Raw genomic sequence first — 26,328 nt, 5'->3', positions numbered from 1 at the left:
CCCCTTCGTCATCCCCGCCTGCGCGGGGATGACGAATGATGATGGATGCTCCAGCCTCAGTCGTTCCCGCCGACCCAGTCGCCGAAGCCGCCGAGCACCGATCCTTCGCCGCGATTGCCGCCACGGCCGTTCGCCGCCGCCAGCATCCGCCCGGCCAATCGCGAGAAGGGCAGCGACTGGATCCACACCTTGCCCGGCCCGCGCAGCCGCGCGAAGAACAATCCTTCGCCGCCGAACAGCGCGCTGCGCACCCCGCCGACGGTGACCAGGTCGAAATCGATCGACGGCGTCATCGCCGCCAGGCAGCCGGTGTCGACATGCAATTCCTCGCCCGGCGCCAGTTCGCGCTCGACGACGGTGCCGCCCATCTGCACGAAGACCCAGCCGTCGCCGGTCAGCGACTGCATGATGAAGCCTTCGCCGCCGAACAGGCCGGTGAGCACTCGCCGCTGGAAATAGATGCCGAGCTGCACGCCGCGTGCCGCGGCGAGGAAGGCATCCTTCTGACAGATCAGCTGCCCGCCGACGTCGGACAGGCGGATCGGCAGGATCGAGCCCGGCGTCGGCGAGCCGAAGGCGACTCGCGCCTTGCCGCGCCCCTCATGCGTGAAGACGGTGGTGAACAGGCTCTCGCCGGTGACCAGCCGCCGCCCGGCACCGAGCAACTTGCCCATGAAGCCGCCACCCTGGTCGCCGCTGCCGTCGCCGAACACGGTGGTCATCGCGACGGAGGCGTCCTTCCACACCATTGCGCCCGCCTCCGCCACCGCGCTTTCGCCGGGATCCAGCTCGATCTCGAGGAATTGCAACTCCTCACCCTTGATCTCGAATTCGATGTCGTCGGCACCGCCGCCGCTGCCGGCGCCCTGCTGCCAAGGGGATTGAAAGGGCATGATCGTCTCCCACCACGTGTGGCAGAGCGATAGCACACCGGTTGCGGGCCCGGGAGGGGCGGGAAAGGCCAGCATCGCCATCTTTCTTCGCCACATTAACCATGCCACTAGACCCGCCGGGGTATGAGCCGGGGGACAATGCTGGACGATCAACCACTTGGCCGGCCGGTGCCGCCGCTCACCCGCAGCCTGGGCGTGATGGGCGTCTTGTTCCTGACCTTGTCTGTGGCAACTCCGGCCTCGTCGGTGTTCGTCATCGTGCCGGGGATGCTGCAGGTCGCCGGGACCGGCGCGATCTGGGCGATGGTGCTCGCCGGCATCGTCTGCGTCGCGACCGCCTTCGTCTATGCCGAACTGTCCAGCGCCTGGCCCGCCGCCGGTGGCGAATATGTCGCGGTGGCGCAGACGCTGGGGCCGCTCGCCGGCTTCGTGATGCTCGGCGTCAATGTGTTCAACAATCTGTTCTTCCCGCCGGTCGCCGGACTTGGCATCAGTGCGGTGCTGTCGACCGTCTGGCCGGGGCTGCCGACCGTGCCGGTGGCGGTCGTCGTGGTCACTGGTGCGACGCTGATCGCGCTGCTCCAGATCCGGGTCAACGCCTGGGTCACGGGCCTCTTTTTGCTCGGCGAGATGCTGGCGCTGGCGGCGATCGTCGCGCTCGGTCTCGCCGATCGCGCCCGCCCGGTCGGCGCGATGCTGCTCCACCCCGTCATGCCGTCGGCAGCCGCGCTGGTCCCCGCCAGCCCGGCGGCAATTGGCCTTGCCACCTCGATCGCGATCTTCGCGCTCAACGGCTATGGTGCCGCGGTCTATTTTGCGGAGGAGATGCGCGAGCCGTCGCGACTGATCGCGCGTGCGATCCTCGCCAGCCTCGTCCTTACCCTGGTGTTCGAGATCGCACCGACCGTCGCGTTGCTGGTCGGCGCGCCCGATCTGCACGGCGCGGTCACCGCCGACGATCCGTTCGGCTTGCTCGCCCGGATGCGCGGCGGTGGCTGGACGGCGGACGCGATCGCGATCGGCGTGGTCATCGCCATCGTCAACGCGATCATCGCCTGCATCCTCGCCTGCGCTCGCTTCTTCTACGGCACCGCCCGCGATGGCAGTTGGGGCCGACCGCTCGACCGGTGGATGGCGATGATCCATCCGCGCCTGGGTTCGCCCTGGGTCGGCACGCTGATCGTCGGCGGGGTCGGCGTCGCCTGCTGTTTCCTGCCGTTGACGCTGCTGCTGGTGCTCAGCGGCACCGGCCTCGTCGCCATCTATGCCGGCATCGCCGTCGCCGCGCTGGTCGGCCGGCTCAATGGCGCCACCGCGCATGCCGCCTATCGCATGCCGCTCTTTCCGCTCGCGCCGGTCGCGACGCTGATCGCGCTCGGCTACGTCACTTGGACGAGTTGGCTCGACCCCGCCGAGGGCCGGCCCGGCCTGATCATGACCGCACTGCAGATCGCAGCTTCCGCCGCCTATTACGTGCTGGTGCTGCGTCGCCGCGGCGACTGGCGCGTTCACGTGCCGGAGGTGACGGATGATCGACCTGAACGACTATGAGAGCGACCATCATTACAAGGGCGACTATGCCGACGATCTGAAGGTCCTACAGAAGCGGCTTGAGCATATCCTCATCGCCCATATCCTTCACGACCGCGCCGCGGTCGTCATGCTGGAGGGCTGGGACGCGGCGGGGAAGGGCGGCATCATCGAGCGTCTCACCCAGCGCTGGGACCAGCGGCGCTACGAAGTCTATCCGATCAGCGCGCCGACCGCGGAGGAAAAGGCGCACGACTTCCTCTGGCGGTTCCGTCAACGGCTGCCGCAGCCCGGCAACATCAGCGTCTTCGACCGCAGCTGGTATGGCCGCGTGCTCGTCGAGCGGGTCGAGGGCTATGCCAGCGAGGAGGAATGGCGCCGCGGCTACGAAGAGATCAACGCCTTCGAAGCCGAACTGATCGAAGGCGGCACGGCGCTGGTCAAACTGTTCGTCCACACCAGCCAGAAGGAACAGGACAAACGGCTCAAGGCGCGGCTGGAAGATCCGTGGAAACGGTGGAAGACGGGTCCCGACGATTATCGCAATCGCGCCCGTCGCGCCGACTATCTGGCCGCGATGCACGACATGTTCGCCCGCACCGATACGGGCGGTGCGCCTTGGACGGTGATCGCGGGGAACGACAAGAAATCTGCCCGCATCACTGCGCTTACCGCCGTCGCAGACCAGCTCGAACGCCATGTCGACATGACGCCGCCGCCGCTCGATCCGGAACTGGAACGGATCGCCAGGGAAGCGCTGGCAGGCTGAGGACGCCTGCCGCCTGCCGCCCGTCGCCCCGGGGATCGGCCGGGGCGACGGGCAATCGGCTATGCCGCCGCGAACCGGCCCTCGTCATCCATCACGTGCAGCACGCCGTCGGCGATCGCGAAATAGGCGCCGCGCAGCGCCAATGTGCCGGCCTCTTCCCGCTCCTTGACGAAGGGGAAGGTGCGCAGATTGGCGAGGCTGACGCGCACCGCCTCATGCTCCATTGCCCTCTTTGCCTCAGGGCCGTCGCCGTGCTCGGCACGTACCTTCTCGCGTGCCTCGTCGAGCAGGCCGACCCATTGCGCGATGAAGCCGCCATCGCCCGGCGCATGGCCGTCGAACGCACCCGACAGCGACGCTGCACAGCCGCCGCACGAGGCATGGCCCATCACCACCACCTCCGGTACCTCGAGCTGCGTCACGGCGAACTCCAACGCCGCCGAGACGCCATGACGGCCGCCGCCGACCTCATAGGGCGGCACCAGATTGGCGACGTTGCGCACCACGAAGATCTCGCCCGGCGATACGTCGAAGATCTGCGACGGATCGACCCGGCTGTCCGAGCAGGCGATCACCATCACCTTGGGGCTCTGGCCGTCCTTCAATTCGTCCCAGCGCTCGCGCTGCTGCGCCCAGCCGGTGTCGCGGAAACGGTGGTAGCCCTGGATCATGTCGGCAAAGTCGGTCACGCATCCCTCCTGAAGAAATATCGCGTCCGCTAACGCACTTCAGGGCCTTTGCGGTCCCATAGCAACACTTCGTGGCACATCCGTTGTTTCGCCGGGCCACAGGCGCTATCTCGCGCGTCATGAACGAGATGACCCCGGTGGCCCGCCCGGAGCGGCAGCGCAAGCCCGACTGGATTCGCGTCAAGGCGCCGACCAGCGCCGGCTTTGCCGCGACGCGCGAGCTGATGCGCGCCAAGAGCCTGACGACGGTGTGCGAAGAAGCGGCCTGCCCGAACATCGGCGAATGCTGGTCGAAGAAACATGCCACCGTCATGATCCTCGGTGACACCTGCACGCGCGCCTGCGCCTTCTGCAACGTCAAGACCGGCATGCCGCGTGCGGTCGACCCGATGGAGCCGCAGAACGTGGCGGATGCGGCGGCGCAGATGGGCCTCGAGCATATCGTCGTCACCTCGGTCGACCGGGACGACCTGCCCGACGGCGGCGCCAAGCAGTTCGTCAAGGTGATCGAGGCGATCCGGCGGTCCAACCCGACGACGACGATCGAGATCCTGACCCCGGACTTCCGCAACAAGCACGAGGCCGCGGTCGAGGCGATCGTCGCCGCCCGGCCCGACGTCTACAACCACAATCTCGAAACCGTCCCCAGGCTCTATCCGACGATCCGGCCGGGCGCGCGTTATTACGCCTCGCTGCGCCTGCTGGAGAGCGTCAAGAAGCTCGATCCGTCGATCTTCACCAAGTCGGGCATCATGCTCGGCCTTGACGAGGAGCGGCTCGAGGTCCATCAGGTGATGGACGACATGCGCTCGGCCGACATCGACTTCCTCACCATGGGCCAATATCTGCAGCCGACGCCGCGCCACGCCAAGGTCGCCGAATTCGTCAATCCGAAGGCGTTCGCCGCCTATGCCTCGATCGCGCGGGCGAAGGGCTTCCTGCTCGTCGCCTCGTCGCCGCTGACCCGGTCGAGCTATCACGCCGGCGACGATTTCGCGAAGATGCGGGCGGCACGGGAGGCGAAGCTGGCGGGGGCGAAGCCCGTTCATGCCCAACCATAGCGAGACGCGGCGACTGCCGTACACGCCGGAGCAGATGTTCGATCTGGTCGCCGACGTGCAGCGCTATCCGGAGTTCCTGCCCTGGGTCAGCGCGATGCGCGTCCGCCAGAACAGCGACACCGCGACGCTCGCCGACATGATCGTCGGCTTCAAGGGGCTGCGCGAGACGTTCACCTCGAAGGTCGAGAAGCAGCGGCCCGACCATATCCATGTCGAATATGTCGACGGGCCGCTGAAGTACCTCCACAACGACTGGCGCTTCCGGCCCGACGGGGCAGGGTGCGCGGTCGACTTCACCGTCGATTTCCAGTTCAAGAACCGGATGTTCGAGATGCTCGCCGGCCAAGTGTTCGGCATGGCGCTGCGCAAGATGATCGGCGCCTTCGAGGAACGCGCCGCCAAACTCTACGGCAGCAACAGCTCCAGCGCGACCAGCGCCGCCTGAAGGCGGATGCCGCCGCGGCCGAGGTCACCGAACGCCTTCATGTCGGCATGCACGTCGGCTTGGTCCGCGCCCTTCTCGGCGCGGGCGAAGACGACGGTGCCGACCGGCTTCTTGACCGATCCGCCGCCGGGGCCGGCGACCCCGGTGATCGCCACCGCGACATCGGCGCCGCTCTGCGTCAGCGCGCCCTGCGCCATCGCCCAGGCGGTCGCGATCGACACCGCGCCGAACGTGTCGAGCACATCGGCATTGACCTTGAGCAGCGCCTTCTTGGCGTCATTCGAATAGGTGACGAAACCGGCGCCGAGCACGTCGGACGAGCCGGGGATCTCGGTGATCGCCGCCGCGACCAGGCCGCCGGTGCAGCTCTCCGCGACCGCGACGGTACGCCCGGCGGCGCGGTTCGCCTCGACCACGCGGGCGGCGGCGGCGACCAGTTCGGCGGGCAGGATCGTATCGGTCATCGCGCGCTCCCCGTGCACAGCGGCAGGTCGGGCACGGCGCTGTCCTTGCCCTTCGCCTTCTCCGCCTTGAGGTAGCCCAGCGTCGTCACGATCACGCCGGCGGTATTCTGCGGCGGCAGGGGGGCGAGCTGCGTCACGAACCGGTCGATCGTGCCGCAATCCGCCGGATTGATCCGGCCGACCAGCAGCGGTGCCAACGCCGCGGTGAGCAGCGGCCGCGCGAATTCGGACTGCAGCAGCCCGTCGATCAGCGGATCGCTGAGCTTGACGATGGCGGCGCGCGCGTTCGGCCAGGCGCGCTCGGCGGCATCGCGATACTTGTCGATGAAGCCGCCGTCGGTCTGACGCAGCAGGCTGGACGACGGCAACCGTGTCGCACAGACGACGCCGGTCTGCTGGATGATCGTCGGCAGCGCGACGAGCGTGACCGCCTCCGCCTCGGGCGCAGTCAGGCAGCGGCTCTGCGCCTGCACCGGCGCGGCGAGCAACACGGTCGACAGCAGGAGCGCGCGGATCATCGCGGCTGCTCCGGCAGGCTGATCGTCGCCACCGCCTGCGCGGCAATCCCCTCGCCGCGGCCGGTGAAGCCCAGCCGTTCGGTGGTCGTCGCCTTGACGCTGACCCGGCCTTCGGGAAGCGCCAGCAGTTCGGCGATCCGCGCCCGCATCGCCGGTCGGTGCGGGCCGATCTTGGGCGCCTCGCAGATCAGGGTAAGGTCGATGAAGTCGATGCGACCGCCCTGTTCGGCGACCAGCCCTGCGGCATGGCGCAGGAACTGGCCCGATTCGGCGCCGCGCCACTGCGGGTCGCTCGGCGGAAAGTGCGTGCCGATGTCGCCCGCCGCGATCGTGCCGAGCAGCGCATCGGTGATCGCGTGCAGCGCGACGTCAGCGTCGCTGTGGCCGGACAGGCCCCTGTCGTGCGGGATCAGCACGCCGCCCAGCCACAAGTCCTCACCGGCCTCCAGCCGGTGGACGTCGAAGCCGGACGCGCTGCGCGTCTCAAAGGCGAGCCGCGTCTCGGCGGCGGCGAAATCCTGCGGGTGCGTGACCTTGTCGAGCATCGCATCGCCCTGCACCAGAACGACGCGTCCGCCAAGCCGCCGCACCATCTGGGCGTCGTCGGTCGCCTCTTCGTCGGCGGGCCAGCCGGCATGGGCGGCACGCAGCACCTCGGTGCGGAAGCCCTGCGGCGTCTGCACCCGGGCGAGGCCGTCGCGCGGCACCACCGCCCCGTCACGCACCAGCGTGTCCGCCACCGCCAGCACCGGATAGGCGCCCTCCGCCTCGTCCAGCGCCGCGATCACCCGGTCGATCACCGCCGCCGGCACGAACGGCCGCGCCGCATCGTGGACCAGCACGCGCGCGCCGTCGACCGCCGCCAGTCCGCGCGCCACCGACTCGCGCCGGCTCGCCCCGCCGGTCACCAGCCGCGCGCCGTCGCCCAGTGCTGCCCGTGCCTGCGCCTCCGCCCCGGCGGCGATCACCACCACCACCTCGGCGATGGCGGGATGGCGGGCGAACGCCTCATAGGCCCAGCGCAGCAGCGGCTTGCCCCCGAGCGGCGCATATTGTTTCGGCACCGCGCCGCCCGCACGCGAGCCGGAGCCCGCCGCCACGATCAGCGCCGTCGTTCCCAATCGATCGGTCATGCGCCGCCCCTAGCCTTGCCAGCCGACGCCGGAAAGGGTAGGGAGCTGCCCGTTTTTCAGGCAGATCGATGCGACCCTTCGCCCCCATTCAGATCGGTCCCGTGCGGATCGACCAGCCCGTCGTGCTGGCGCCGATGACCGGCGTCACCGACATGCCGTTCCGCACCTTGGTGCGTCGCTACGGTTCCGGCCTCAACGTCACCGAGATGATCGCCAGCCAGGCGGCCATCCGCGAGACGCGCCAGTCGATCCAGAAGGCGGCGTGGCACCTGTCGGAAGAGCCGGTGTCGATGCAGCTCGTCGGCTGCACCCCCTATGAGATGGCGGAGGCGGCCAAGCTCGCCGAGGATCGCGGCGCCGCGATCATCGACATCAACATGGGCTGCCCGGTGCGCAAGGTCACCAACGGCGACGCCGGGTCGGCGCTGATGCGCGACCTGAAGCTCGCCGCGCAGCTGATCGACAGCGTCGTCAAGGCGGTTCGGGCACCCGTCACGCTCAAGATGCGGATGGGCTGGTGTCACGACAGCCTCAACGCGCCCGAATTGTCGCGTATCGCGCAGGACCTCGGCGTCCAGCTGATCACCGTCCATGGCCGCACCCGCAACCAGATGTACAAGGGTCAGGCCGACTGGGGCTTCATCCGCCGCGTCAAGGATGCGGTCGATCTGCCGGTGATCGCCAACGGCGACATCTGTTCGATCGAGGATGCCGAAGCCGCGCTCGACCAGTCGGGCGCGGACGGCATCATGATCGGTCGCGGCGCCTATGGCCGGCCGTGGTTGCTCGGCCAGGTGATGCACTGGTTCGCCACCGGCGAACGCCGTGCCGATCCGGATATGGACGAGCAATATCGCACCATCGCCGAACATTACGAGGCGATGCTCGATCATTACGGCACCCACACCGGGGTCAACATGGCGCGCAAGCACATCGGCTGGTACACCAAGGGGCTGAACGGATCGGCCGAGTTCCGCAACACGGTCAATCAGGAGCCCGACGCCAAGGTCGTGCAGCGCATGCTCGCCGACTTCTACGCGCCGTTCCGCGGCCAGCCGTCGCTGCGGACGACACCGCTGCCGCAGGCGGCCTGACGCACCTTGGCGGGGCGTCCCGGTTTCGCCGAACTGTTTGCGGCGCTGCCGGTGGCGGCGATCGCCGTCGATCCCGACGATCGCATCGCCCACGCCAACACCAATGCCGAAGGGCTGCTCAACCTGTCCGAGCGGGTGATGCGCGGCCAGCCGCTCGCCGCCATCCTGCCGCCGCCGACCGAGGGCACGCCCAACGACGGCCATGGCGTCGCCGTCTATGACGTCGAGATCGCGACGCCGCGCGGCAAGATCCGCGTCGATTATGCCGCCGCCATGCTCGCCGATCATCCCGGCTGGCGCGTCGTCACGCTCCATGCCGCCGCCAGCACGCGCGGGCTCGGCCATTCCGCCGGCCGCGCTGCCAGCGCGCGCGCGGCGAGCGGCGCCGCCGCGATGCTGGCGCACGAGATCAAGAATCCCCTGTCGGGCATCCGCGGTGCGGCGCAGCTGATCGGCGCGGGCGAGCTGACCAGCCTGATCGTCACCGAGGTCGACCGGATCGCCGCCTTGATCGACCGCATGCAGGATTTCAGCGACACCCGTCCGCTCGATCGTGCCGCTGAGAACATCTATCCGCTGATCGGCCATGCCCGCCGGCTGGCACTCGCCGGCTTTGCCCGCGGCGTCACGATCGAGGAGCGGTTCGACCCCTCGTTGCCGCCGGCGCTGATCAACCGCGACGCGCTGCTCCAGATCCTGATCAACCTGCTCAAGAACGCCTATGAGGCCGCGCGGGCGGAACGCCAGCCGCGCCTGATCCTGACCACCGCCTATCGCCACGGCATGGCGGTCAGCGCCGCGCCGGGCCGGCCGCGCGTGCCGCTGCCGATCGAGATCTGCGTCATCGACAATGGCCCCGGCGCGCCCGCTGACATCGCCGAGCATCTGTTCGACCCCTTCGTCTCCGGTCGGCCGGAGGGGCAGGGGCTCGGCCTTGCCCTGGTCGACAAGCTGATGCGCGACATGGGCGGCATCGTCCAATATGCCCGCGAAGGAACCCCCGAGATGACGACGCTGCGCCTCCTGCTGCCCCGGGCGGCGTCATGAGCCGGATCCTCGTCGTCGACGACGATGCCGCGATCCGCACCGTCGTCGGCCAGGCGCTGCGCCGCGCCGGACACGACGTGCAGGTCGCCGAGACGCTGGCGCAGCTCGACCGCATTCTTGCCACGCGCGTGCCCGATGTGTTGGTCACCGACGTCGTCCTGCCCGACGGCGACGGCATCGACCGGGTCAAGGAGATCGGCGCGCGACTGCCGCAGCTGCCGATCATCATCCTGTCGGCGCAGAACACGCTGACCACCGCGGTGCGCGCCAATGAGGTCGGCGCTTACGAATATCTGCCCAAGCCGTTCGACCTCGACGATCTGACCCGCGCCGTCGCCGCCGCCCTCGCGCGCAGCGCCGCGCAGCCGCAGGCAGCGGCGGGCGAGGGGGCGGGGGAAGATCCGGCACTGCCGCTGATCGGCCGCTCGCCGGCGATGCAGGACGTCTACCGCGTCATCGCCCGCGTCCTCTCCAACGATCTCACCGTCTTGATCTCCGGCGAATCGGGGACCGGCAAGGAACTGGTCGCGCGGGCGATCCACGATCTCGGCCACCGCCGGGCCGCGCCCTTCGTCGCGATCAACATGGCCGCGATCCCGCGCGAGCTGATCGAGGCGGAGCTGTTCGGCCACGAGCGCGGCGCCTTCACCGGCGCGGGCCAGCGCAACGCCGGCCGTTTCGAGCAGGCGGCAGGCGGCACCCTGTTTCTCGACGAGATCGGCGACATGCCGATGGAGGCGCAGACCCGGCTGCTGCGCGTGCTGCAATCGGGCGAGTTCACCACCGTCGGCGGTGCGCGACCGCTGCGTGCCGACGTCCGCGTCGTCGCCGCGACCAACCGCGATCTTGCCGCGCAGGTCGCCACCGGCCAGTTCCGCGAAGACCTGTTCTACCGCCTCAACGTCGTGCCTATCGTCCTGCCCGCGCTACGCGACCGGCGTCAGGATGTGGCGCTGCTCGCCCGCCATTTCCTCGACATGGCCGCCGCCCAGGGTCTGCCGCGCCGGCGGCTGAGCGACGAGGCGCTGGAGGCGCTGAGCGCCTATGACTGGCCGGGCAACGTCCGCGAGCTGGAGAATGTCATGCGCCGCATGGCCGTGCTGGCGCGCGACGAATTGATCGACGCGACGACGATCCGGGCGCTGCTCGGCGGGCCGGGCAGCGTGCCGGACACGGGCGGCGACGACATCGCCGCCGCCGTCCGCCATCTGGTCGAACGGATCGCGCGCGAGCGCCCCGGCGCGCTCGACGACGGCACCCTCTACGACCGCGTGATCGGCGAGGTCGAGCGGCCGCTGATCGAGACGATGCTCGCCCGCCACGGCGGCAATCAGCTGCGCGCGGCCCGGGCGCTCGGCCTCAACCGCAACACGCTGCGCAAGCGCCTCGACACGCTGGGCATCGCCACGCGCGGAGAGGAATAGCGACCCGCCCGTGCTGCCCGCTGACTTGGGGGCGATCGACGCGACCGGATCCGCCGGCGGTGGCGTCTTTTTGAGCGATCAGGATGCTGCAATTGGCGGGTGATCGAGGCCTGTTCCGGCGCCGGACGATCATCGAATGCGGCAGCAAAGATTGTGGTTTCCGTGCAACAATCCACGTTGTAATGATGCACCGATGACTGCGTCGCCGACGCCTGCACTGCCCCACGCTTCCGATCACCGCTGGCTTCGGATCACGCCGGCTGTCGAGGTGCTGGTTCTCGGGATCGCCATTGCCGTTGCAGTGGCGACCTATTTCGTCATCACGGGTACCAACACCCCACAGGTGCCTCTGTCGCCCCCGGTCATGGCACTGCTGCTGGTCGCCAATCTGGTGCCCGGCATTCTGCTGTTGATGCTGGCGGGGCGACGCATCGCCAGACGCCGTGCCGCCCAATCGCTCATCGGTGGCGAGGGACGACTGCACGTACGGCTCGTCGCCATCTTCTCTGCCGTGGCGGCGGTGCCCGCGTTGCTGGTGACGATCTTCGCCTCCCTGCTGTTTCAATATGGCGTCGAGTTCTGGTCCTCGGACCGCGCGCGCGGCATGCTGGAAAACGCGACCTCGCTGCTGCGGATCAACTACAATCAAGAACTCGATCGCGTCAGCGACCAGACGCAGGCGATGACAAAGGATCTTCGCTACTATCTCACGAAGAACGACGTTGACAGTGAATATTTCGCGCAGGGCATCGCGTTTCAGGCCTTCAACAGAAACATGTCGGAAGCAGCCTTTTACCTGAAGGGCGATCCGATCCCGCAAGCCTATATCAACCCGTACAAGCGGCATTTGGAACGGATCATCACGCCCGAAATCGCGGCGAAACTGAACGCGGGCGCCACGAAGGTCGTGATCGAACGCAAGGATCGCGTCGGCGTCATCGTTCCGATGGATTACGAGCAGGGTGCCTATCTCTACGCGGCGCGTGTCTTCGACCCGCAGACCGCGGCGCAGTGGCGGCGGGGCGAGCAGATTACCGCCGATTTCCGTGCCATGCAGTCGCGCTCCCGTACTTTGCAGCTGCGCTTCAATGCGGCGTTACTGGTGGTTTCGCTTCTCATCGTTGCCTTCGCGGTGTGGTTTGCCCTCAATGTGGCCGATCGGCTGGTGCGTCCGGTCAGCGAACTGGTCGGCGCGGCGCGGCGCGTCACCGAGGGTGATTTGAAGACCCGCGTCACCGCCCCGCGGACCCGCGACGAGATCGGCACGCTCGCCAATGCCTTTAATCAGATGACGGGGCGGCTCGAAGAGCAGAACACCGAATTGGTCACCGCCAACGAGCAGCTGCAGGCACGCCGGGCGCTGATCGAAGCGGTGATGGCTGGAGTTTCTGCCGGTGTGATCGCGACCGGTGTTGGCGGCGATATCCGCATCGCCAATCGCTCGGCGACGGGACTGCTCGGCGCGGACGAGGGCGAGGGGCTGGTCGGTCGGCGCCTGGCGGACGTCTCCGCCGAACTCGCCGATTTCGTCGCCTCGGGCGAGCGCGAGGCGATCGTCCAGGTCGCCCGTCCCGGCGAGCCGCGGACGCTCGCGGTGCGGATCGCGCGGACCGAATCCGGCCCGATCCTCACCTTCGACGACATCACCCAGCAATTGCTCGACCAGCGCCGCGCCGCCTGGTCCGATGTCGCGCGGCGCATCGCGCACGAGATCAAGAATCCGCTGACCCCGATCCAGCTCGCCGCCGAACGGCTGCAACGCCGTTACGGCAGCAAGATCGATCCCGAGGACACGACCTTCGCGCGGCTGACCGACACGATTGTCCGCCAGGTCGGCGATCTGCGCCGCATGGTCGACGAATTCTCCTCCTTCGCGCGCATGCCCAAGCCGGTGTTCCGCGAGGAATCGATCGTCGACGTCGGTCGCCAGGCCCTGTTCCTGCACGAGGTCGCGCATCCGTCGATCCGCTTCACCTTCGATCATCCCGCCACCATGCCGACCCTGGTCTGCGATCGCCGCCAGTTGGGCCAGGCATTCACGAACATCGTGAAGAACGCCGTCGAAGCCATTGAAAGTAAAGGCGAAGGTGGTGGTTCGGTGATGATGCATATGCGCGAAGATCGAGAAGTTCTGATCGTCGAGGTCGCCGACACCGGCATCGGCCTGCCACCCGAACGCGACCGCATCGTCGAGCCCTATATGACGACCCGCGCCCGCGGCACCGGCCTCGGCCTCGCCATCGTCAAGAAGATCGTCGAGGAGCATCACGGCACCATGACCTTCGCCGACCGGGAGGGCGGCGGCACGGTGGTGCGGATGGCCTTCGACAGTGCCGCGCTCGCCCGCCTCGACCAGGGCGCCACCGCGCCCGAGCCGGCGGGGGAGGGCCGGCTCGCTGCCCTTACCTCCAATCGGACCTGAAGCATGGCCCTCGACATCCTCGTCGTCGACGACGAACACGACATCCGCGAACTGGTCGCCGGCGTCCTCGAAGACGAAGGCTATGAGACGCGCGCCGCCGCCGACAGCGATGCGGCGCTGGAGGCGATCGCGACGCGGCGGCCGTCGCTTGTGCTGCTCGACGTCTGGCTGCAGGGCTCGCGGCTCGACGGTCTCGACCTGCTCGACGAGATCAAGCGCCGCGATCCGTCGATCCCGGTCCTCGTCATCTCCGGCCACGGCAATCTCGACACGGCCGTCGCCGCGATCCGTCGCGGCGCCTCCGACTTCATCGAAAAGCCGTTCGAGGCGGAGCGGCTGCTGCTGCTCGTCGCCCGTGCTACCGAGACCGAACGGCTGCGTCGCGAGGTCGCCTCGCTCCGCGCCAGCGCCGGGCGCGAGAACGACCTGACCGGCAGCTCCGGCGCGATCAACACGGTGCGCGCCACCTTGAAGCGCGTCGCCGCGACCGGCAGCCGCGTGCTCATCATGGGCCCCGCCGGCGTCGGCAAGGAGGTCGCCGCCCGGCTGCTCCACGGCTGGAGCAACCGCGCCCAGGCGCCGTTCGTCATCGTCAGCGCCGCCCGCATGACCCCGGAACGCGTCGAGGAGGAGCTGTTCGGCGTGGAGGAGGGGGGTGATCTCGTCCGCACCGGGCTGCTCGAACAGGCGCATGGCGGCACGCTGTTCCTCGACGAGATCGCCGACATGCCGGTCGCGACGCAGGCGCGCATCCTGCGGGTGCTGACCGACCAGAGCTTCAGCCGCATCGGCGGCACCCGCACCGTCAAGGTCGATGTCCGCGTCGTCACCGCCACCTCGCGGGACCTGACCGATGAGATCGCCGCTGGTCGCTTCCGCGAGGACCTTTACTACCGTCTCAACGTCGTCCCCGTCAGTATCCCGGCGCTCTCCGAACGGCGCGAAGACATACCGGCGCTGGTCGAGCATTTCATCGCCCACTATGCCAACGAACGCCGCGTGCCGACGCCGGAGATCGCGGCCGACGCCATGGTCGCGTTACAGTCCTACGATTGGCCCGGTAACGTTCGCCAGCTCCGCAACGTGGTCGAGCGGACGATCATTCTCGCCCCCGGCGATCGCATCGGCCGCATCGATCTCGACCTGCTGCCCGCTGAGGTGCTCGGCGAGCAGGGCGATATCGGCGGAGGCGGCGCGATCATGGGCGCCCCCTTGCGAGAAGCGCGGGAAACCTTCGAGCGCGAGTATCTGCGCGTCCAGATCCGCCGCTTCTCCGGAAACATCAGCCGCACGGCGAGCTTCATCGGCATGGAACGCTCCGCGCTCCACCGCAAGTTGAAGCTGCTCGGCATTACCGACATGCGCGACGATTGATCCGGGTGGACGTACGCGATCTGCGTCCATACATAACTGACTGGCGTCGTCGCTCGACGCCGATCCGACGCCGGGAAACGGCGCGATAGCGGGCAAACGGCTCGCCAAGAACGAAAGGCTTTTTCATGGCCGACAAGCAAGGTTCGCTGCAGGACCTATTTCTCAACGCCCTCCGCCGCTCGAAGACCCCGGTGACCATGTTCTTGGTCAAGGGCGTCAAATTGCAGGGCATTGTCACCTGGTTCGACAATTTTTCGGTGCTACTGCGCCGCGACGGCCAATCGCAGCTGATCTACAAGCATGCCATCTCGACCATCATGCCCTCTGGTCCGCTTGATATCGCCGCAATCGTCGACTCGGTCGGCGAGTCACAACGCAAGCAGCCGTTGCTGCAGGAGATCTTCCTGAACGCCGTCCGCAAGGCGGAGGATTCGGTGACGATGTTCCTGATCAACGGCGTCATGCTGCAGGGCCAGATCGCGGGCTTCGACCTGTTCTGCATGCTGCTGCAGCGCGAGGGCATGGCGCAGCTCGTCTACAAGCACGCCGTCTCGACGATCCAACCGTCGCGGCCGCTCAACCTTGCCGACGAAGGCGACGACGCAGAGTGACCGCGTGAGCACCGGCTTCAATCGTGACCGCGACGAGTTCGCCCGTGGGGGCAGGGCCATCGTTGTCCTGCCCGACCAGGGTGACGCGAGCCGCGACGCCGAGGCACGGCTGGACGAAACTGCCGGTCTGGCCGCCGCGATCGGGCTGGTCGTCACCGACCGGCTCGCCGTGCGCGTCCGTGCGCCGAAGCCGGCGACGCTGATCGGCAGCGGCCAGGTGGAGCAGATCGCCACGCACGTCCAGCAGGACGAGGCGGATCTCGTCATCTTCGACGCCAGCCTGACGCCCGTGCAGCAGCGCAATTTGGAGACCGGTCTCGGTGCCAAGGTCATCGACCGCACCGGCCTGATCCTGGAAATCTTCGGCGAACGTGCTGCAACTGCGGAAGGACGGTTGCAGGTCGAGCTCGCCCATCTCGACTATCAGGCGGGTCGGCTGGTCCGCAGCTGGACTCACCTGGAGCGGCAACGCGGCGGCTTCGGCTTTCTCGGCGGCCCGGGCGAGACGCAGATCGAGGCGGATCGACGACTCATCCGCGATCGCATGGCACGGCTCCGGCGGGAACTCGAGCAGGTGAGCCGGACGCGCGGCCTTCACCGCGATCGACGCCAGCGTGCGCCATGGCCGGTGATCGCGTTGGTCGGCTACACGAATGCGGGCAAGTCGACGCTGTTCAATCGCCTTACCGGCGCGCATGTCATGGCCGAGGACCTGCTGTTCGCGACGCTGGACCCGACGCTACGGCAAATCTCGCTTCCCGGCATCGACAAGGCGATCCTGTCGGACACGGTTGGCTTCGTGTCCGACCTGCCGACGCAGCTAGTCGCGGCCTTCAAGGCGACGTTGGAAGAAGTGGTATCCGCCGATCTGCTGATCCACGTTCGCGACATCGCGCATCCCGACAGCGAGGCCCAGCGCGCCGACGTCGAGGCGGTGCTGGCGGAGATCGGTGTCGGCGACGCGACGCCGCGGTTCGAAGCCTGGAACAAGCTCGACCTGCTCGACGGCGAGGCGCGGGAGGACATGCTTACCGAAGCGGCGCGACGAGAGGACGTCGTTGCGATTTCGGCCCTGACCGGAGCAGGGGTAGATACGCTGATCACGGCCGTCGCCGCCAAGCTTACCGCCGGACATCGCCGTTATTGGATCACCCTCGACGCGGCCGATGGCGCGGGCGCGGCTTGGCTGCACGCGCATGGCGAAGTCATCGGCCAGCAGAGCGAGGGGCTGCAGACGCAATATGAGGTGCGGCTGGCGGAACGCGATTACGAACGCTTCCTACAGCGGCACTGAGCCTTTCACCCGCTGCCACAGCGCCTCCTTGGCATCCAGGTCGAGCTGGGGGAAGGCCTCACCGGCTAAAGCCTCCATGGCCCGGAAACGGGCCTCGAACTTGGCATTGCCTCGCCGCAGCGCCGCCTCGGGGTCGACGCCCAGGTGCCGGGCCCAATTGACGACGGCGAAGAGAAGGTCGCCAATCTCTTCCTCGACGTGGTCAGGCGTAGACGCGTCGGCGACCTCGGCCAATTCCTCGCTGATCTTGGCGCGCGAGCCGTCGGCGTTCGGCCAGTCGAAGCCGACGCACGCGGCGCGCTTCTGCAGCTTCTCGGCGCGAAGCAGGGCGGGAAGGCCGATCGCGACGCCGTCCAACGCGCTGGAGGCACCCTTGGCGGCCCGTTCCGCAGCCTTGACCTCTTCCCAGCGATGATGGCCGCCCTTGGTCTCGTCGCCGAAGATATGGGGGTGGCGCCGTTCCATCTTGGCGCTGATCGCATCGGCGACGTCGCCGAGATTGAAGGCGCCGCATTCTTCGGCGATGCGGCTGTGGAAGACGACCTGGAGCAGCAGGTCGCCGAGCTCGTCCTTCAGATCGGCGACGTCGTCGCGGGCGATGGCGTCGGCGACCTCATAGGCTTCCTCGATCGTGTACGGCGCGATGGTCGCCCAGGTCTGGGCGACATCCCATTCACAGCCGTGCTGCGGATCGCGAAGACGGGCCATGATGGCGACGAGACGGTCGATCTTCTCATTCTTCACGCACAGATACGCCGCAGCGCCCCCCTCTCGCACCATCGGCGAGTTCGATAATATGTATTATGTTAAATCCTGCGGGTGATGCGGTTCGAGGATCAGTGTCCGACCCTCGACTCGCCAGGATTTCAGCTTGGACAGGAAATTCATGCCGAGCACGTCGGTATCGCCGAATGCGGGTGATACGACGACGCCCAGATCGCGTGCCGCGATGTCGCCCAGCCGCAGCTCGCCGACCGTCGCGGTCTTGGCGGTGATGCGGCCGTTGGCGGTGCTGAGCACCATCGGGAACATGCCGTCCTTCACCGACAGACCGGCGGCGTCGGCGGTCGCGATCGACAACGCGGTCACCGTCGCGCCGCTGTCGACCAGCATGCGCCGTTCGACCCCGTCGACGCTCACTCGCGCCCAGAAATGGCCGTCCGGGCTCATCCGGATGCGCGTTTCTTTGCCGACAACATTCTGGTCGTCGAGCTTCAAGAGCGCGGCGATGCGCTGGAGATACGGATCGAATTGCTCACGCTGGTTGACGACGACGAGCAGCAGCGCCGCGATGATCCCCCAGGACGCGAGCGAGAACAGCACGCGCAGGATCGGCACGCGGCGCGCGATCAGCGCAGAGATCGGCAGGATCAGGAGAAGCAGATACAGAGCGGCCTGACCGCCCAGATCCGGTGTCATAGGTGAAATTCCAGCCCGTCGTAGCCCGGCTCCACGCCGGCGGGCAGCGTCGCGCGGAGCGTCGCATAGTCCATACTGTGATCCATATGTACGAAGGCTGACCGGCCGGGAGCGAGCGTCTCGATCCAGCCGAGCACCGTCGGGACGTCGGGATGGGTCGGATGCGGCGCATAGCGCAGGGCATCGACGATCCACACGTCGAGACCGGTGTAGAGCGACCGCATCGCCGGCGTCAGCTCATGGAAATCCGTGGCATAGCCGACGCTCTTGCCGCCCGCCGTGAAGCGGAGCCCCGCCGACAAGATATTGCCGTGCGGCTGGTCGACCACGTCGATCGTGATCCCGCCGACCACCAGCCGATCGGGCAGCGGCTGACCGGCGACGGTCGACGGATAGCCGCGCCGACCGGCGAAGACATAGGTGAAGCGCGCCTGCAACGCCTCCAGCGTTCCCGACCGGGCATAGCCGGCGACCGGATGGCCGAGCGCATGGAAGATCTGGCGGACATCGTCGATGCCGTGGCAATGGTCGGCGTGATCGTGCGTCCACAGGATCGCGTCGACCGTCGCGACGTCGGCGGCGAGCAGCTGTTCGCGCAGATCGGGGCTGGTATCGACCAGCACCCTCACCCCGTCATGCTCGACCAGCAACGACGCACGGGTACGGCGGTTGCGCGGTTCGGCCGGATCGCAGCTGCCCCAATCGTTGCCGATCCGCGGCACGCCCGACGACGTGCCGGAGCCCAGGATGCGAACCTTCATGCCCGCCCGGCTTGCCCGGCCTTGCCGAACAAGGTGAAGAAGTTGGCCGCCGTTCGTGACGCCAGATCCTCAACCGTCTCGCCGCGCAGCTGCGCCAGGAAGGCCGCGGTGTCGGCGACGAAGGCCGGTTCGCCGGTCTTGCCACGATGCGGCACCGGAGCGAGGAACGGCGCGTCGGTCTCGATCAGCAGCCGGTCCGCAGGCAGGCGTGCCGCCGTCTCCTGCAGGTCGCGCGCATTCTTGAAGGTGACGATTCCCGAGATCGAAATGTAAAGTCCGAGCGCGAGCGCCGCGTCGGCGAAGGCGCCGCTGGCGGTGAAACAGTGGATGACACCGGGATAGACCCCCTGCTCCATCTCCTCGCCGAGGATCGCGAGCGTGTCCTCCTCGGCATCGCGGGTATGGACGATCAACGGCAGCCCGGTCTCGCGCGATGCGGCGATATGGGCGCGGAAGCTCGCCTGCTGACGGGCGCGGTCGGAATGGTCGTAGAAATAGTCGAGACCGCTTTCGCCGATGCCGATGACGCGGGGATGCTGCGCGCGGGCGACGAGCTTGGCGGTGTCGACATGCGGATGCTGGTCCGCCTCATGCGGGTGGATGCCAACCGAGGCCCAGACGTCCGGCTCGCGCTCCGCGGTGGCGACGATCTCGTCCCACTCGCGCTCGCGCGTCGCGATGTTGAGCATCGCTGAGACGCCGCGGGCGCGGGCGCGCGCCAGCACCGCCTGCTGCTCCTCGACCAGCCCCTTGTAGTTGAGGTGGCAATGGCTGTCGGCGAACATCAGGCGTCCTCCGCCACCGGCAATTCGAGCCGGGGGAAGACGGGCGATGGTGGCGCAATGACGAAGCCCGCCGCCTCCGCCCTCGCATACCAGCCATCGTCGTCGATCGCGGCATGATCGCGCTCGGCCGCGCCGATCTGATCGAGCACCTTGGCCGCCGAGGCCGGCACCACCGGCAGAATGGCGATGGCGAGCATGCGGATCGCACGGACCAAGGTGCGGAGCACGGCGTGCATCCGTTCGGGATCGGTCTTGCGGAGCGCCCAGGGCGCCTGCGCATCGATATATTGGTTGCAGGCGAAGACGCCGCGCATCCACGCCTCGATCCCCTGGCTCAGCATCAGATCGTCGAAGGCGGTGCGCAGGCCGGCGCAGGCGACGACCATTTCCTCGATCAGCATCTCATCCGCCGGATCGGCACGGCCTTCGCTGGGCAACGTACCGCCCAGGTTCTTGGCGATGAACGACAGCGTGCGCTGGGCGAGGTTGCCGAAGCTGTTGGCCAGTTCGGCATTGACGCGGGTGACGATCGCCTCCGCCGAATAGCTGCCGTCCTGGCCGAAGCTGACCTCGCGGAGCAGGAAATAGCGGACCGCATCGATGCCGAAGGCGTCGGTGAGTTCGTCGGGGCTGACGACGTTGCCGACCGACTTGGACATCTTCTCGCCGCGGTGGAGCACGAAGCCATGGGCGAAGACCTGACGCGGCAACGGCAATTGCGCCGCCATCAGGAAGGCCGGCCAATAGACGGTGTGAAAGCGGGTGATATCCTTACCGATCAGATGCAAATCGGCCGGCCAATAGCGCGCCATCATCGCCGCATCGTCGGGATAGCCGGCTCCGGTGAGGTAGTTAGTCAGCGCGTCGACCCAGACGTACATGACGTGGCCGGGGCTGTCGGGCACCGGCACGCCCCAGTCGAAGCTGGTCCGCGACACCGACAGGTCGGACAGCCCCCCTTCGACGAAGCGCAGCACTTCGTTGCGGCGCGCTTCCGGCCGGATGAAATCGGGGTTGGCAGCGTAGAAATCGAGCAGCGGCTGCTGGTATTTCGACAGGCGGAAGAACCAGGTCTCTTCCGCGGTCCATTCGACCGGCGTGCCCTGCGGCGACAGGCGCTGCCCCCCCTCCCCGTCGACCAGCTCCTTCTCGTCGTAAAAGGCTTCGTCGCGGACCGAATACCAGCCTTCGTAACGATCGAGATACAGATCGCCATTGGCCTGCATCGCGCGCCAGATCGCCTGGCTGGCGGCATAATGATCCGGCTCGACGGTGCGGATGAAGCGATCGTAGCTGATGTTGAGAGTGGCGGCCATGTCGCTGAAATAGGACGACATCTGATCGGCGAACGCGCGCGTTTCCATGTTCCGGGCACGGGCGGTCTGGGCCATTTTGAGGCCATGTTCGTCGGTGCCGGTCTGGAAGCGCACGTCGCGCCCCGCCTGACGTTGGAAGCGCGCAATCGCATCGGCGGCGATCATCTCATAGGCATGGCCGATGTGCGGGCGGCCGTTGGGATAATGGATCGCGGTGGTGATGTAATAGGGATCGGCCATGGCGCCGGGCTCTACGCGATCGACGGGACGAGGTGAAGCCTGCTCGCCAAGGGTGTGGGGTCGGCAGAGGCGGCCCATCCTCGGGGTCCCGGCAGCCAACCCTGACGCATGCCGTCATCCCGGCGCAGGCGGGGATCCAGATACGCTGACCTTTCGTCCATTGACCGAAACGGCGGCGCGTCTGGATTCCCGCCTTCGCGGGAATGACGAAGAGGGCGTGCGGCCTGCGCATACGGCGCGCCGCGCCTCCGCCGGCATCATGGATCAGCGCAGCGTCGCGAGGATGCCGGCCATCTCATATACCGTTGCCTGGGGATCGAGCGACAGGCCGACCGCCGCGCCGGCGAGGTCGCGGGCGGCGGCCTGCGCGTCGAGCGCCGCCTTGAGACTCGGACCGGTGCGGCTGCGCGCCTCCCGCGCGATGAGCGCAGGCACGCGTTCGAGAAACAGTTCGTAGCGCGGCGCGCTCGCCTTACCGGCCAGCGTCTTGGCCAAGGCGGCGCGGCGGGCATTGCCGGGGTCGCCGTCGGTCGCGATCGCGGCGATCGCGGCGTCGAGGCCGGCGACATCGAGCCCGGCATAGCGGACCGCACGGCCGGGCGCCCCCTCCCCGCTGCGCACCAGCGTGGCGATCTCGTCCGCGTCGGCCTCGGGCAGCAGGGCGCCGAGCGCCTGCGTCATCTCCGCCTCGTCGAGCGGTGCGAAGCGCAGCAGGCGGCAGCGCGAGCGGATCGTCGGCAGCAGCCGGCCGGGGGCGTGGCTGACCAGCAGGAAGATCGTGCCGGCGGGCGGCTCCTCGAGGTTCTTGAGCAACGCATTGGCGCCGCCCCGCTCGAGGTCGTCGACCGCGTCGATGATCACGACGCGGCGCGGCCCCATCGCCGGCGTCGTCGCGAACATCGGCTGCAGGCTGCGCACCTGCGCGATGGTGATGCTGCGCGCGAGATCCTGGTCGGGCTTGTCCGCATCCTTGGGCAGACGGCGCAGGATACGCAGGTCCGGGTGCGAACCGGCCTCGACCAGCGCCCGCGTCGGATGGTCGGCGGGGACGGCGAGACCGGACGGCAGCGGACGTGTGGCACCCGCCTCCGCCAGCATGCGCAGGGCGGCGGCCTCGGCGAAGCGCGCCTTGCCGACGCCCTCCGGCCCGGTGATCAGCCAGGCATGATGCAGCGACCCGCCGTGGAGAGCGGCGAGGAAGGCGGCCTGCGCCGCGGCATTGCCGAACGGCGGCCCGCCCCCCGTCATCGCGTTCAGCCGAACAGCGAGGTCAGCCCCGCCCAGGCGCGGCCGAAGAAGCCGGCCTCGCCGACATCCTGTGCCGCGACCAGCGGCAGCCGCTGTTCGGGCATATCGGGCGAGGTGATGACGAGGTCGGCGATATGCTGACCCTGTTTGATCGGCGCCCGGATCGGACCTTCGTAGACGACCTTGGCGCTGAGTTGCGGCGCGGCGCCGGACGGCAGCGTCACGGTCAGCTGCTTGGGGGCGACCAGGCCGACCTTGCTGCTGCTGCCCATCTGCACCTCGGCGGTGCTGACTTCGCGGCCAGCGGCAACGACCGGCTTGGCCTGCCAGGCGCGGAAGCCCCAGTCCATGAAGCGCACCGATTCCTCGGCGCGGCCGCTGTAGGTCGGCAGGCCGGCGACGACCATGACGAGGCGGCGGCCATTCTGTTCGGCCGAGCCAGTGAAGCCATAGCCTGCCTCTTCGGTATGGCCGGTCTTCAGGCCGTCGGCACCGGCGACGCGGCCGAGCAACGGGTCGCGGTTCGCCTGGGTAATGTCCGCGCCCGCGCCCAGCGTCTTGCCCCAGGTGAAGTTCGGCAGCGAATAGAAGCGCTTGTAGAGGTCCGGAAAGTCCTTGATCGTCGCCGCGGCGAGATGGGCGAGATCGCGCGCGGTGACATAGGTCGCCCCGCCGTCGGGCCAGCCGTTGGACGTGCCGAAGTGGCTGTTGGTCAGGCCGATGCGCTTGGCGGCATCGTTCATCCGGTCGGTGAAGCTCTGCTCGGTGCCGCTGATGCCCTCGGCCAGCACGACGCAGGCGTCGTTGCCGGACAGGGTGACGATACCCTTCAGCAGATTCTCGACACTGACATTCTCGCCCGAGGAGAGGAACATGGTCGATCCGGCCTGCGGGCCGTGCCACTTCTGCCACGTCTCCGGCCGGACCTGGAAGGTCTGGTCGAGCTTCAGTTCGCCCTTCTTGATCAGGTCGAAGGCGACGTAGACGGTCATCATCTTCGCCATCGATGCCGGCGGCATGCGGCGATCGGCGTCGCGCTGGTAGAGGACCGCGCCCGACGACAGATCCTCCATATAGGCGATCGGCGCGGTGCCCTGGAACTGCGGCGCCGCGGCGATGGTCGGCGTGGCGAGCAGGGCGGCGAGCAACGGGGCGGCGATCAGCTTGTTCATGTCGGCGTCTAAGGCTTTCGAGGCAGGGAGAAAGGCGGCAGCATAGGGAGGTGACGGCGCGGCGTCATCCCTCCACGGCGTCGGCGAGCAGGCCGACCGACAGGGCGTAGAAGTTGGAGCAATTATAGTCGAGGATGACGCGGTAATTGCCGGTCAGCAGATAGGCAGTGGCGTTCGGGCCGTCCGGCTCGATCAGCGTCGCCAGCACCGAATCGGCGGGCCAGCCCCTGCCCTGCGGCTGCACGCCCAGCGCACGCCATTCGGCCATCGTCTTCCAGCCGCTGTGCCGTTCGAACACCCGCGGGCAGCGCGGCGAGACGAGGCGATTGGTCAGCTGACTGCGATCCAGCCCCGCAGGCACGCGCACCGCGATGCCCCAGGGCTGGCCCGGGCGCCAGCCGGCATTGGCGAAGTAATTGCCGATCGAGGCCAGCGTGTCCGCCGGGCTGTTCCAGATGTCGACGCGGCCGTCGCCGTCGCCATCGCGGCCGAGGCGCAGATAGACGGAGGGCAGGAATTGCGGATTGCCCGTCGCACCGGCCCAGCTGCCGACCAATTGCGCGCGCGGCACGCCGCGGTCGAGCATCTTAAGGCCGGCGATGAACTCGCCGGCGAACAGGTCGCGACGGCGCCCCTCGTAGGCGAGGCTGGCGAGGCTGCGCAGCAGGTCGAAATTGCCGGTATAGGCACCGTAATTGGTCTCGTGCCCCCAGATCGCCACCATGATCGATTCGGGCACGCCGGTCTGCCGCTCAACCGCGGCGAGGCGGCCGCGCTGCGCCTGATAGGTCGCCCGGCCACGCGCGATCCGTGCGGCGTCGACATGGCTGCGCTGATAGGGCGCAAAGGGCGGCGTCGCGGTGCTGCCGGGATTGCCCGGCTGGGCGCGATCGAGCTCGATCGTGCGGGTGCTGAGCGTCAGCGTCGGAAACACCGCCTCGACCGTCCTCGGCGTCACTCCGGCGGCCAGCGCCTGCGCGCGCAGCTGCGGCAGATAGGCCTGGAAGCCCGCCTCGTCCTGCGCCGCGACGGGCGTCGCCCCGCCGAGCGTCAGCGCCACCGCGGCGACGGTCGCGCCGCGCCGCCATCGTCCTGAGATCAGCCCCCACATGGCCAAGCAGGTGCCACAGGGGGCCGCCGCGGTGAACCCCGGATCGTCGCGCCCCTTGCACGCCATGCCGCGCTCGGACTATCGAGGCGCCACGCCCTGCGCATGCGGAGAGGTGGCCGAGTGGTTTAAGGCAGCGGTCTTGAAAACCGTCGTGGGTTTGCGCCCACCGTGGGTTCGAATCCCACCCTCTCCGCCAGCGGCCTCAATCCAGTCTGGCGATCTTGACCGTGACGGTCGGCGCCGCGCTTCCGACGATCTGCAGAAGATAACGGCCGGGGGTCAGGTCGAAGTCGACCATCTTGCGAATCGTCGAACAGGCCGGACCATGTGCATGGGCCGTCGAGGCCAGCGGGCGGCCGTCGCGGATCAGATCGATCCAGGCGGCGGCGCCCAGTGCCACGCGATACCGCGCGGCAGTTGGCACGGAGATCGCCAGCAGGCCGCCGCTGGTCGCCGGCGCCGCCGGCTTATGGGCCGGAGCAGCGAGTGCGACATCGGTAGACCGGGCAAGCCCGACTGCGGCCGCCACACCGATCGGCAGCGGGGTTGCGACGGCGGCGCGGGTGCCGGCTTTGACGGGGGTAGGAGTAGTCCAGCCCGAGAGCGATGGCGGGACGGGTTCGCAGGCACCGGTTTGCACTACCAGCAGGGCGAATGGCAGCAGGGTGATCACGACGAGGACCTCGGCATCGGCAATGGAACCGAGACGCTAATCAAACCCATAGTGCTTGGCGAGAGGCCGCGCTGCCGTCGACCAACCATCCGGCGCCACGGACCGCGACGTCGCCGGCGCTCGTATTTGCCAGCCGGTGATTTACCATGCCGGACGCAGCCCACTCCCCCGCCCTAGCGGTTGAGCGCCACCAGCTTGTCGAAGACGTCCATGTCGAGCGGATGGTGGAACTGGCAGCCGGCGGTGAAGTCGTCTGCCCACATGACGTCGGCGGCGATCGAGCCCGCCTCGGGCAGGGTCAACCAGATCGTCGTGCCCTTGGTCAGGGCCGAATAGGTATGGAGCCGGGCACCGTGGATCGAGATGTCGACCACCTTGCACAGGGTGCGCGCGGCCTTGCCGATCTGCGCATCCAACGAAACCGGCGCGCGCGGAGCGCGGCGCCGGCCGTTGGATTCGGCAGATTCATATTCAGCCGCGAACATGGCCCGTCCGATACGGCAGGACTGGTTGCGGCTGCGTTAACGAAACGTCGATCAGCCCTTGCGGAGCGTCAGACCACCACCGAAACGCTTGTTGAAGCGCGCGACCTGGCCACCCGCGTCGAGCATCTGGCCGCGGCCGCCGGTCCAGGCCGGGTGCGCCAGCGGGTCGATGTCGAGCTGCATCGTGTCGCCTTCCTTGCCCCAGGTGGAGCGGGTCTCGAACACGGTGCCGTCGGTCATCTGGACCTTGATCATGTGATAGTCGGGGTGGGTATCGGCCTTCATCGTCACATTCCTTGTGGCGGCTGGTTCCGACCAGCCTGAAAGAGGAAGGCGGCGCCCGTAACCGG

At 68.1% G+C, this 26,328-nt stretch carries 27 protein-coding genes and 1 tRNA gene; 12 read left to right on the top strand and 16 right to left on the bottom strand.

The window, feature by feature from the left end; genetic code table 11:
* Positions 1-56: 56 nt before the first annotated feature.
* Entirely contained in the window at positions 57-893 is an 837-nt protein-coding gene (locus D9601_RS05870; RefSeq protein ID WP_198352923.1) for a TIGR00266 family protein, read from the bottom strand.
* 138 nt (positions 894-1,031) lie between these two features.
* Here D9601_RS05870 and D9601_RS05865 point away from each other — a divergent pair, with 138 nt between their 5' ends.
* On the top strand, positions 1,032-2,444 hold the full coding sequence (locus D9601_RS05865; RefSeq protein ID WP_232473830.1) for an APC family permease: 1,413 nt from the start codon (positions 1,032-1,034) through the stop codon (positions 2,442-2,444).
* Positions 2,422-3,192 carry a polyphosphate kinase 2 family protein gene (locus D9601_RS05860; protein WP_198352922.1) on the top strand — a complete coding sequence of 257 codons (771 nt, stop codon included), beginning with the start codon at positions 2,422-2,424 and terminating at the stop codon, positions 3,190-3,192. Before D9601_RS05865 ends, D9601_RS05860 begins: the two co-directional genes overlap by 23 nt.
* A gap of 59 nt (positions 3,193-3,251) precedes the next feature.
* Here D9601_RS05860 and D9601_RS05855 read toward each other — a convergent pair whose 3' ends face one another.
* Positions 3,252-3,881, bottom strand: coding sequence for a carbonic anhydrase (locus D9601_RS05855; RefSeq protein ID WP_198352921.1), 630 nt, complete (start codon positions 3,879-3,881; stop codon positions 3,252-3,254).
* Between the two features lie 119 nt (positions 3,882-4,000).
* Between D9601_RS05855 and lipA the strand changes: the two genes are divergently transcribed.
* Entirely contained in the window at positions 4,001-4,942 is a 942-nt protein-coding gene (lipA, locus tag D9601_RS05850) for a lipoyl synthase (protein ID WP_198352920.1), read from the top strand.
* Positions 4,929-5,387, top strand: coding sequence for a type II toxin-antitoxin system RatA family toxin (locus D9601_RS05845; protein WP_198352919.1), 459 nt, complete (start codon positions 4,929-4,931; stop codon positions 5,385-5,387). The genes lipA and D9601_RS05845 overlap by 14 nt, the downstream gene beginning before the upstream one ends.
* Here D9601_RS05845 and D9601_RS05840 read toward each other — a convergent pair.
* From D9601_RS05840 to D9601_RS05830, 3 genes are read right to left on the bottom strand one after another with little or no spacing between them, the layout of a single operon-like run.
* Positions 5,348-5,851, bottom strand: coding sequence for a CinA family protein (locus tag D9601_RS05840; RefSeq protein WP_198352918.1), 504 nt, complete (start codon positions 5,849-5,851; stop codon positions 5,348-5,350). The two genes, D9601_RS05845 and D9601_RS05840, sit on opposite strands and share 40 nt — an antisense overlap.
* A complete protein-coding gene (locus tag D9601_RS05835; RefSeq protein WP_198352917.1) occupies positions 5,848-6,369 on the bottom strand; it encodes a hypothetical protein in 522 nt (173 codons plus the stop codon). Before D9601_RS05835 ends, D9601_RS05840 begins: the two co-directional genes overlap by 4 nt.
* Positions 6,366-7,502, bottom strand: coding sequence for a bifunctional 2-C-methyl-D-erythritol 4-phosphate cytidylyltransferase/2-C-methyl-D-erythritol 2,4-cyclodiphosphate synthase (locus D9601_RS05830; RefSeq protein ID WP_198352916.1), 1,137 nt, complete (start codon positions 7,500-7,502; stop codon positions 6,366-6,368). Before D9601_RS05830 ends, D9601_RS05835 begins: the two co-directional genes overlap by 4 nt.
* Positions 7,503-7,570: 68 nt before the next feature.
* Here D9601_RS05830 and dusB point away from each other — a divergent pair, with 68 nt between their 5' ends.
* The 7 genes from dusB (at position 7,571) to hflX (ending at position 16,768) form a co-directional block, all read left to right on the top strand.
* Positions 7,571-8,596 carry a tRNA dihydrouridine synthase DusB gene (dusB, locus tag D9601_RS05825; RefSeq protein ID WP_198352915.1) on the top strand — a complete coding sequence of 342 codons (1,026 nt, stop codon included), beginning with the start codon at positions 7,571-7,573 and terminating at the stop codon, positions 8,594-8,596.
* Between the two features lie 6 nt (positions 8,597-8,602).
* Complete coding sequence (locus D9601_RS05820; protein WP_198352914.1) at positions 8,603-9,643, top strand: two-component system sensor histidine kinase NtrB; 1,041 nt, start codon at positions 8,603-8,605, stop codon at positions 9,641-9,643.
* A complete protein-coding gene (ntrC, locus tag D9601_RS05815) occupies positions 9,640-11,067 on the top strand; it encodes a nitrogen regulation protein NR(I) (RefSeq protein ID WP_198352913.1) in 1,428 nt (475 codons plus the stop codon). Before D9601_RS05820 ends, ntrC begins: the two co-directional genes overlap by 4 nt.
* A 193-nt stretch (positions 11,068-11,260) precedes the next feature.
* On the top strand, positions 11,261-13,489 hold the full coding sequence (locus D9601_RS05810) for a sensor histidine kinase (RefSeq protein WP_198352912.1): 2,229 nt from the start codon (positions 11,261-11,263) through the stop codon (positions 13,487-13,489).
* 3 nt (positions 13,490-13,492) lie between these two features.
* Entirely contained in the window at positions 13,493-14,863 is a 1,371-nt protein-coding gene (ntrX, locus tag D9601_RS05805) for a nitrogen assimilation response regulator NtrX (RefSeq protein ID WP_198352911.1), read from the top strand.
* Between the two features lie 125 nt (positions 14,864-14,988).
* Positions 14,989-15,474, top strand: a complete 486-nt coding sequence (gene hfq / locus D9601_RS05800; protein WP_198352910.1) for an RNA chaperone Hfq — start codon at positions 14,989-14,991, stop codon at positions 15,472-15,474.
* A gap of 4 nt (positions 15,475-15,478) precedes the next feature.
* Complete coding sequence (gene hflX, locus D9601_RS05795; RefSeq protein WP_198352909.1) at positions 15,479-16,768, top strand: GTPase HflX; 1,290 nt, start codon at positions 15,479-15,481, stop codon at positions 16,766-16,768.
* Here the strand turns inward: hflX and mazG are convergent.
* The 8 genes from mazG to D9601_RS05755 form a co-directional block, all read right to left on the bottom strand.
* Positions 16,754-17,548: a nucleoside triphosphate pyrophosphohydrolase gene (gene mazG, locus D9601_RS05790; RefSeq protein ID WP_198352908.1), complete on the bottom strand. Its 795-nt coding sequence runs from the start codon at positions 17,546-17,548 to the stop codon at positions 16,754-16,756. The two genes, hflX and mazG, sit on opposite strands and share 15 nt — an antisense overlap.
* A 21-nt stretch (positions 17,549-17,569) precedes the next feature.
* Positions 17,570-18,187, bottom strand: a complete 618-nt coding sequence (locus tag D9601_RS05785) for a retropepsin-like aspartic protease family protein (RefSeq protein WP_198352907.1) — start codon at positions 18,185-18,187, stop codon at positions 17,570-17,572.
* The gene (locus tag D9601_RS05780) at positions 18,184-18,948 is read right to left on the bottom strand and encodes an MBL fold metallo-hydrolase (RefSeq protein WP_198352906.1); all 765 of its coding nucleotides are present in this window, start codon (positions 18,946-18,948) and stop codon (positions 18,184-18,186) included. Before D9601_RS05780 ends, D9601_RS05785 begins: the two co-directional genes overlap by 4 nt.
* Complete coding sequence (locus tag D9601_RS05775; RefSeq protein ID WP_198352905.1) at positions 18,945-19,733, bottom strand: TatD family hydrolase; 789 nt, start codon at positions 19,731-19,733, stop codon at positions 18,945-18,947. Before D9601_RS05775 ends, D9601_RS05780 begins: the two co-directional genes overlap by 4 nt.
* Positions 19,733-21,289, bottom strand: coding sequence for a methionine--tRNA ligase (gene metG, locus D9601_RS05770; RefSeq protein ID WP_198352904.1), 1,557 nt, complete (start codon positions 21,287-21,289; stop codon positions 19,733-19,735). Before metG ends, D9601_RS05775 begins: the two co-directional genes overlap by 1 nt.
* 264 nt (positions 21,290-21,553) lie before the next feature.
* Positions 21,554-22,537, bottom strand: a complete 984-nt coding sequence (locus tag D9601_RS05765) for a DNA polymerase III subunit delta' (protein ID WP_198352903.1) — start codon at positions 22,535-22,537, stop codon at positions 21,554-21,556.
* A gap of 5 nt (positions 22,538-22,542) precedes the next feature.
* Positions 22,543-23,709 carry a D-alanyl-D-alanine carboxypeptidase family protein gene (locus tag D9601_RS05760; RefSeq protein ID WP_198352902.1) on the bottom strand — a complete coding sequence of 389 codons (1,167 nt, stop codon included), beginning with the start codon at positions 23,707-23,709 and terminating at the stop codon, positions 22,543-22,545.
* 64 nt (positions 23,710-23,773) lie between these two features.
* A complete protein-coding gene (locus D9601_RS05755; protein WP_198352901.1) occupies positions 23,774-24,820 on the bottom strand; it encodes a lytic murein transglycosylase in 1,047 nt (348 codons plus the stop codon).
* A gap of 106 nt (positions 24,821-24,926) precedes the next feature.
* Here D9601_RS05755 and D9601_RS05750 point away from each other — a divergent pair.
* Positions 24,927-25,016: transfer RNA gene (locus tag D9601_RS05750), tRNA-Ser, on the top strand.
* A gap of 6 nt (positions 25,017-25,022) precedes the next feature.
* On the opposite strand, the gene D9601_RS05745 is transcribed toward D9601_RS05750, so the two are convergent.
* The 3 genes from D9601_RS05745 to rpmE form a co-directional block, all read right to left on the bottom strand.
* Positions 25,023-25,493 (bottom strand): homogentisate 1,2-dioxygenase, encoded by a 471-nt coding sequence (locus D9601_RS05745; RefSeq protein ID WP_198352900.1) that lies wholly within the window; start codon positions 25,491-25,493, stop codon positions 25,023-25,025.
* A 173-nt stretch (positions 25,494-25,666) separates the two neighbouring features.
* On the bottom strand, positions 25,667-25,978 hold the full coding sequence (locus D9601_RS05740; RefSeq protein ID WP_198352899.1) for a PilZ domain-containing protein: 312 nt from the start codon (positions 25,976-25,978) through the stop codon (positions 25,667-25,669).
* 51 nt (positions 25,979-26,029) lie between these two features.
* Positions 26,030-26,263, bottom strand: coding sequence for a 50S ribosomal protein L31 (rpmE, locus tag D9601_RS05735; protein ID WP_198352898.1), 234 nt, complete (start codon positions 26,261-26,263; stop codon positions 26,030-26,032).
* Positions 26,264-26,328: the final 65 nt, after the last annotated feature.

The organism is Sphingomonas sp. MA1305 (assembly GCF_016107325.1).
GTDB lineage: Bacteria > Pseudomonadota > Alphaproteobacteria > Sphingomonadales > Sphingomonadaceae > Sphingomonas.
The sequence above is the reverse complement of the archived record's forward strand: the minus strand, read 5'-3'. Positions and strand labels throughout refer to the sequence as shown.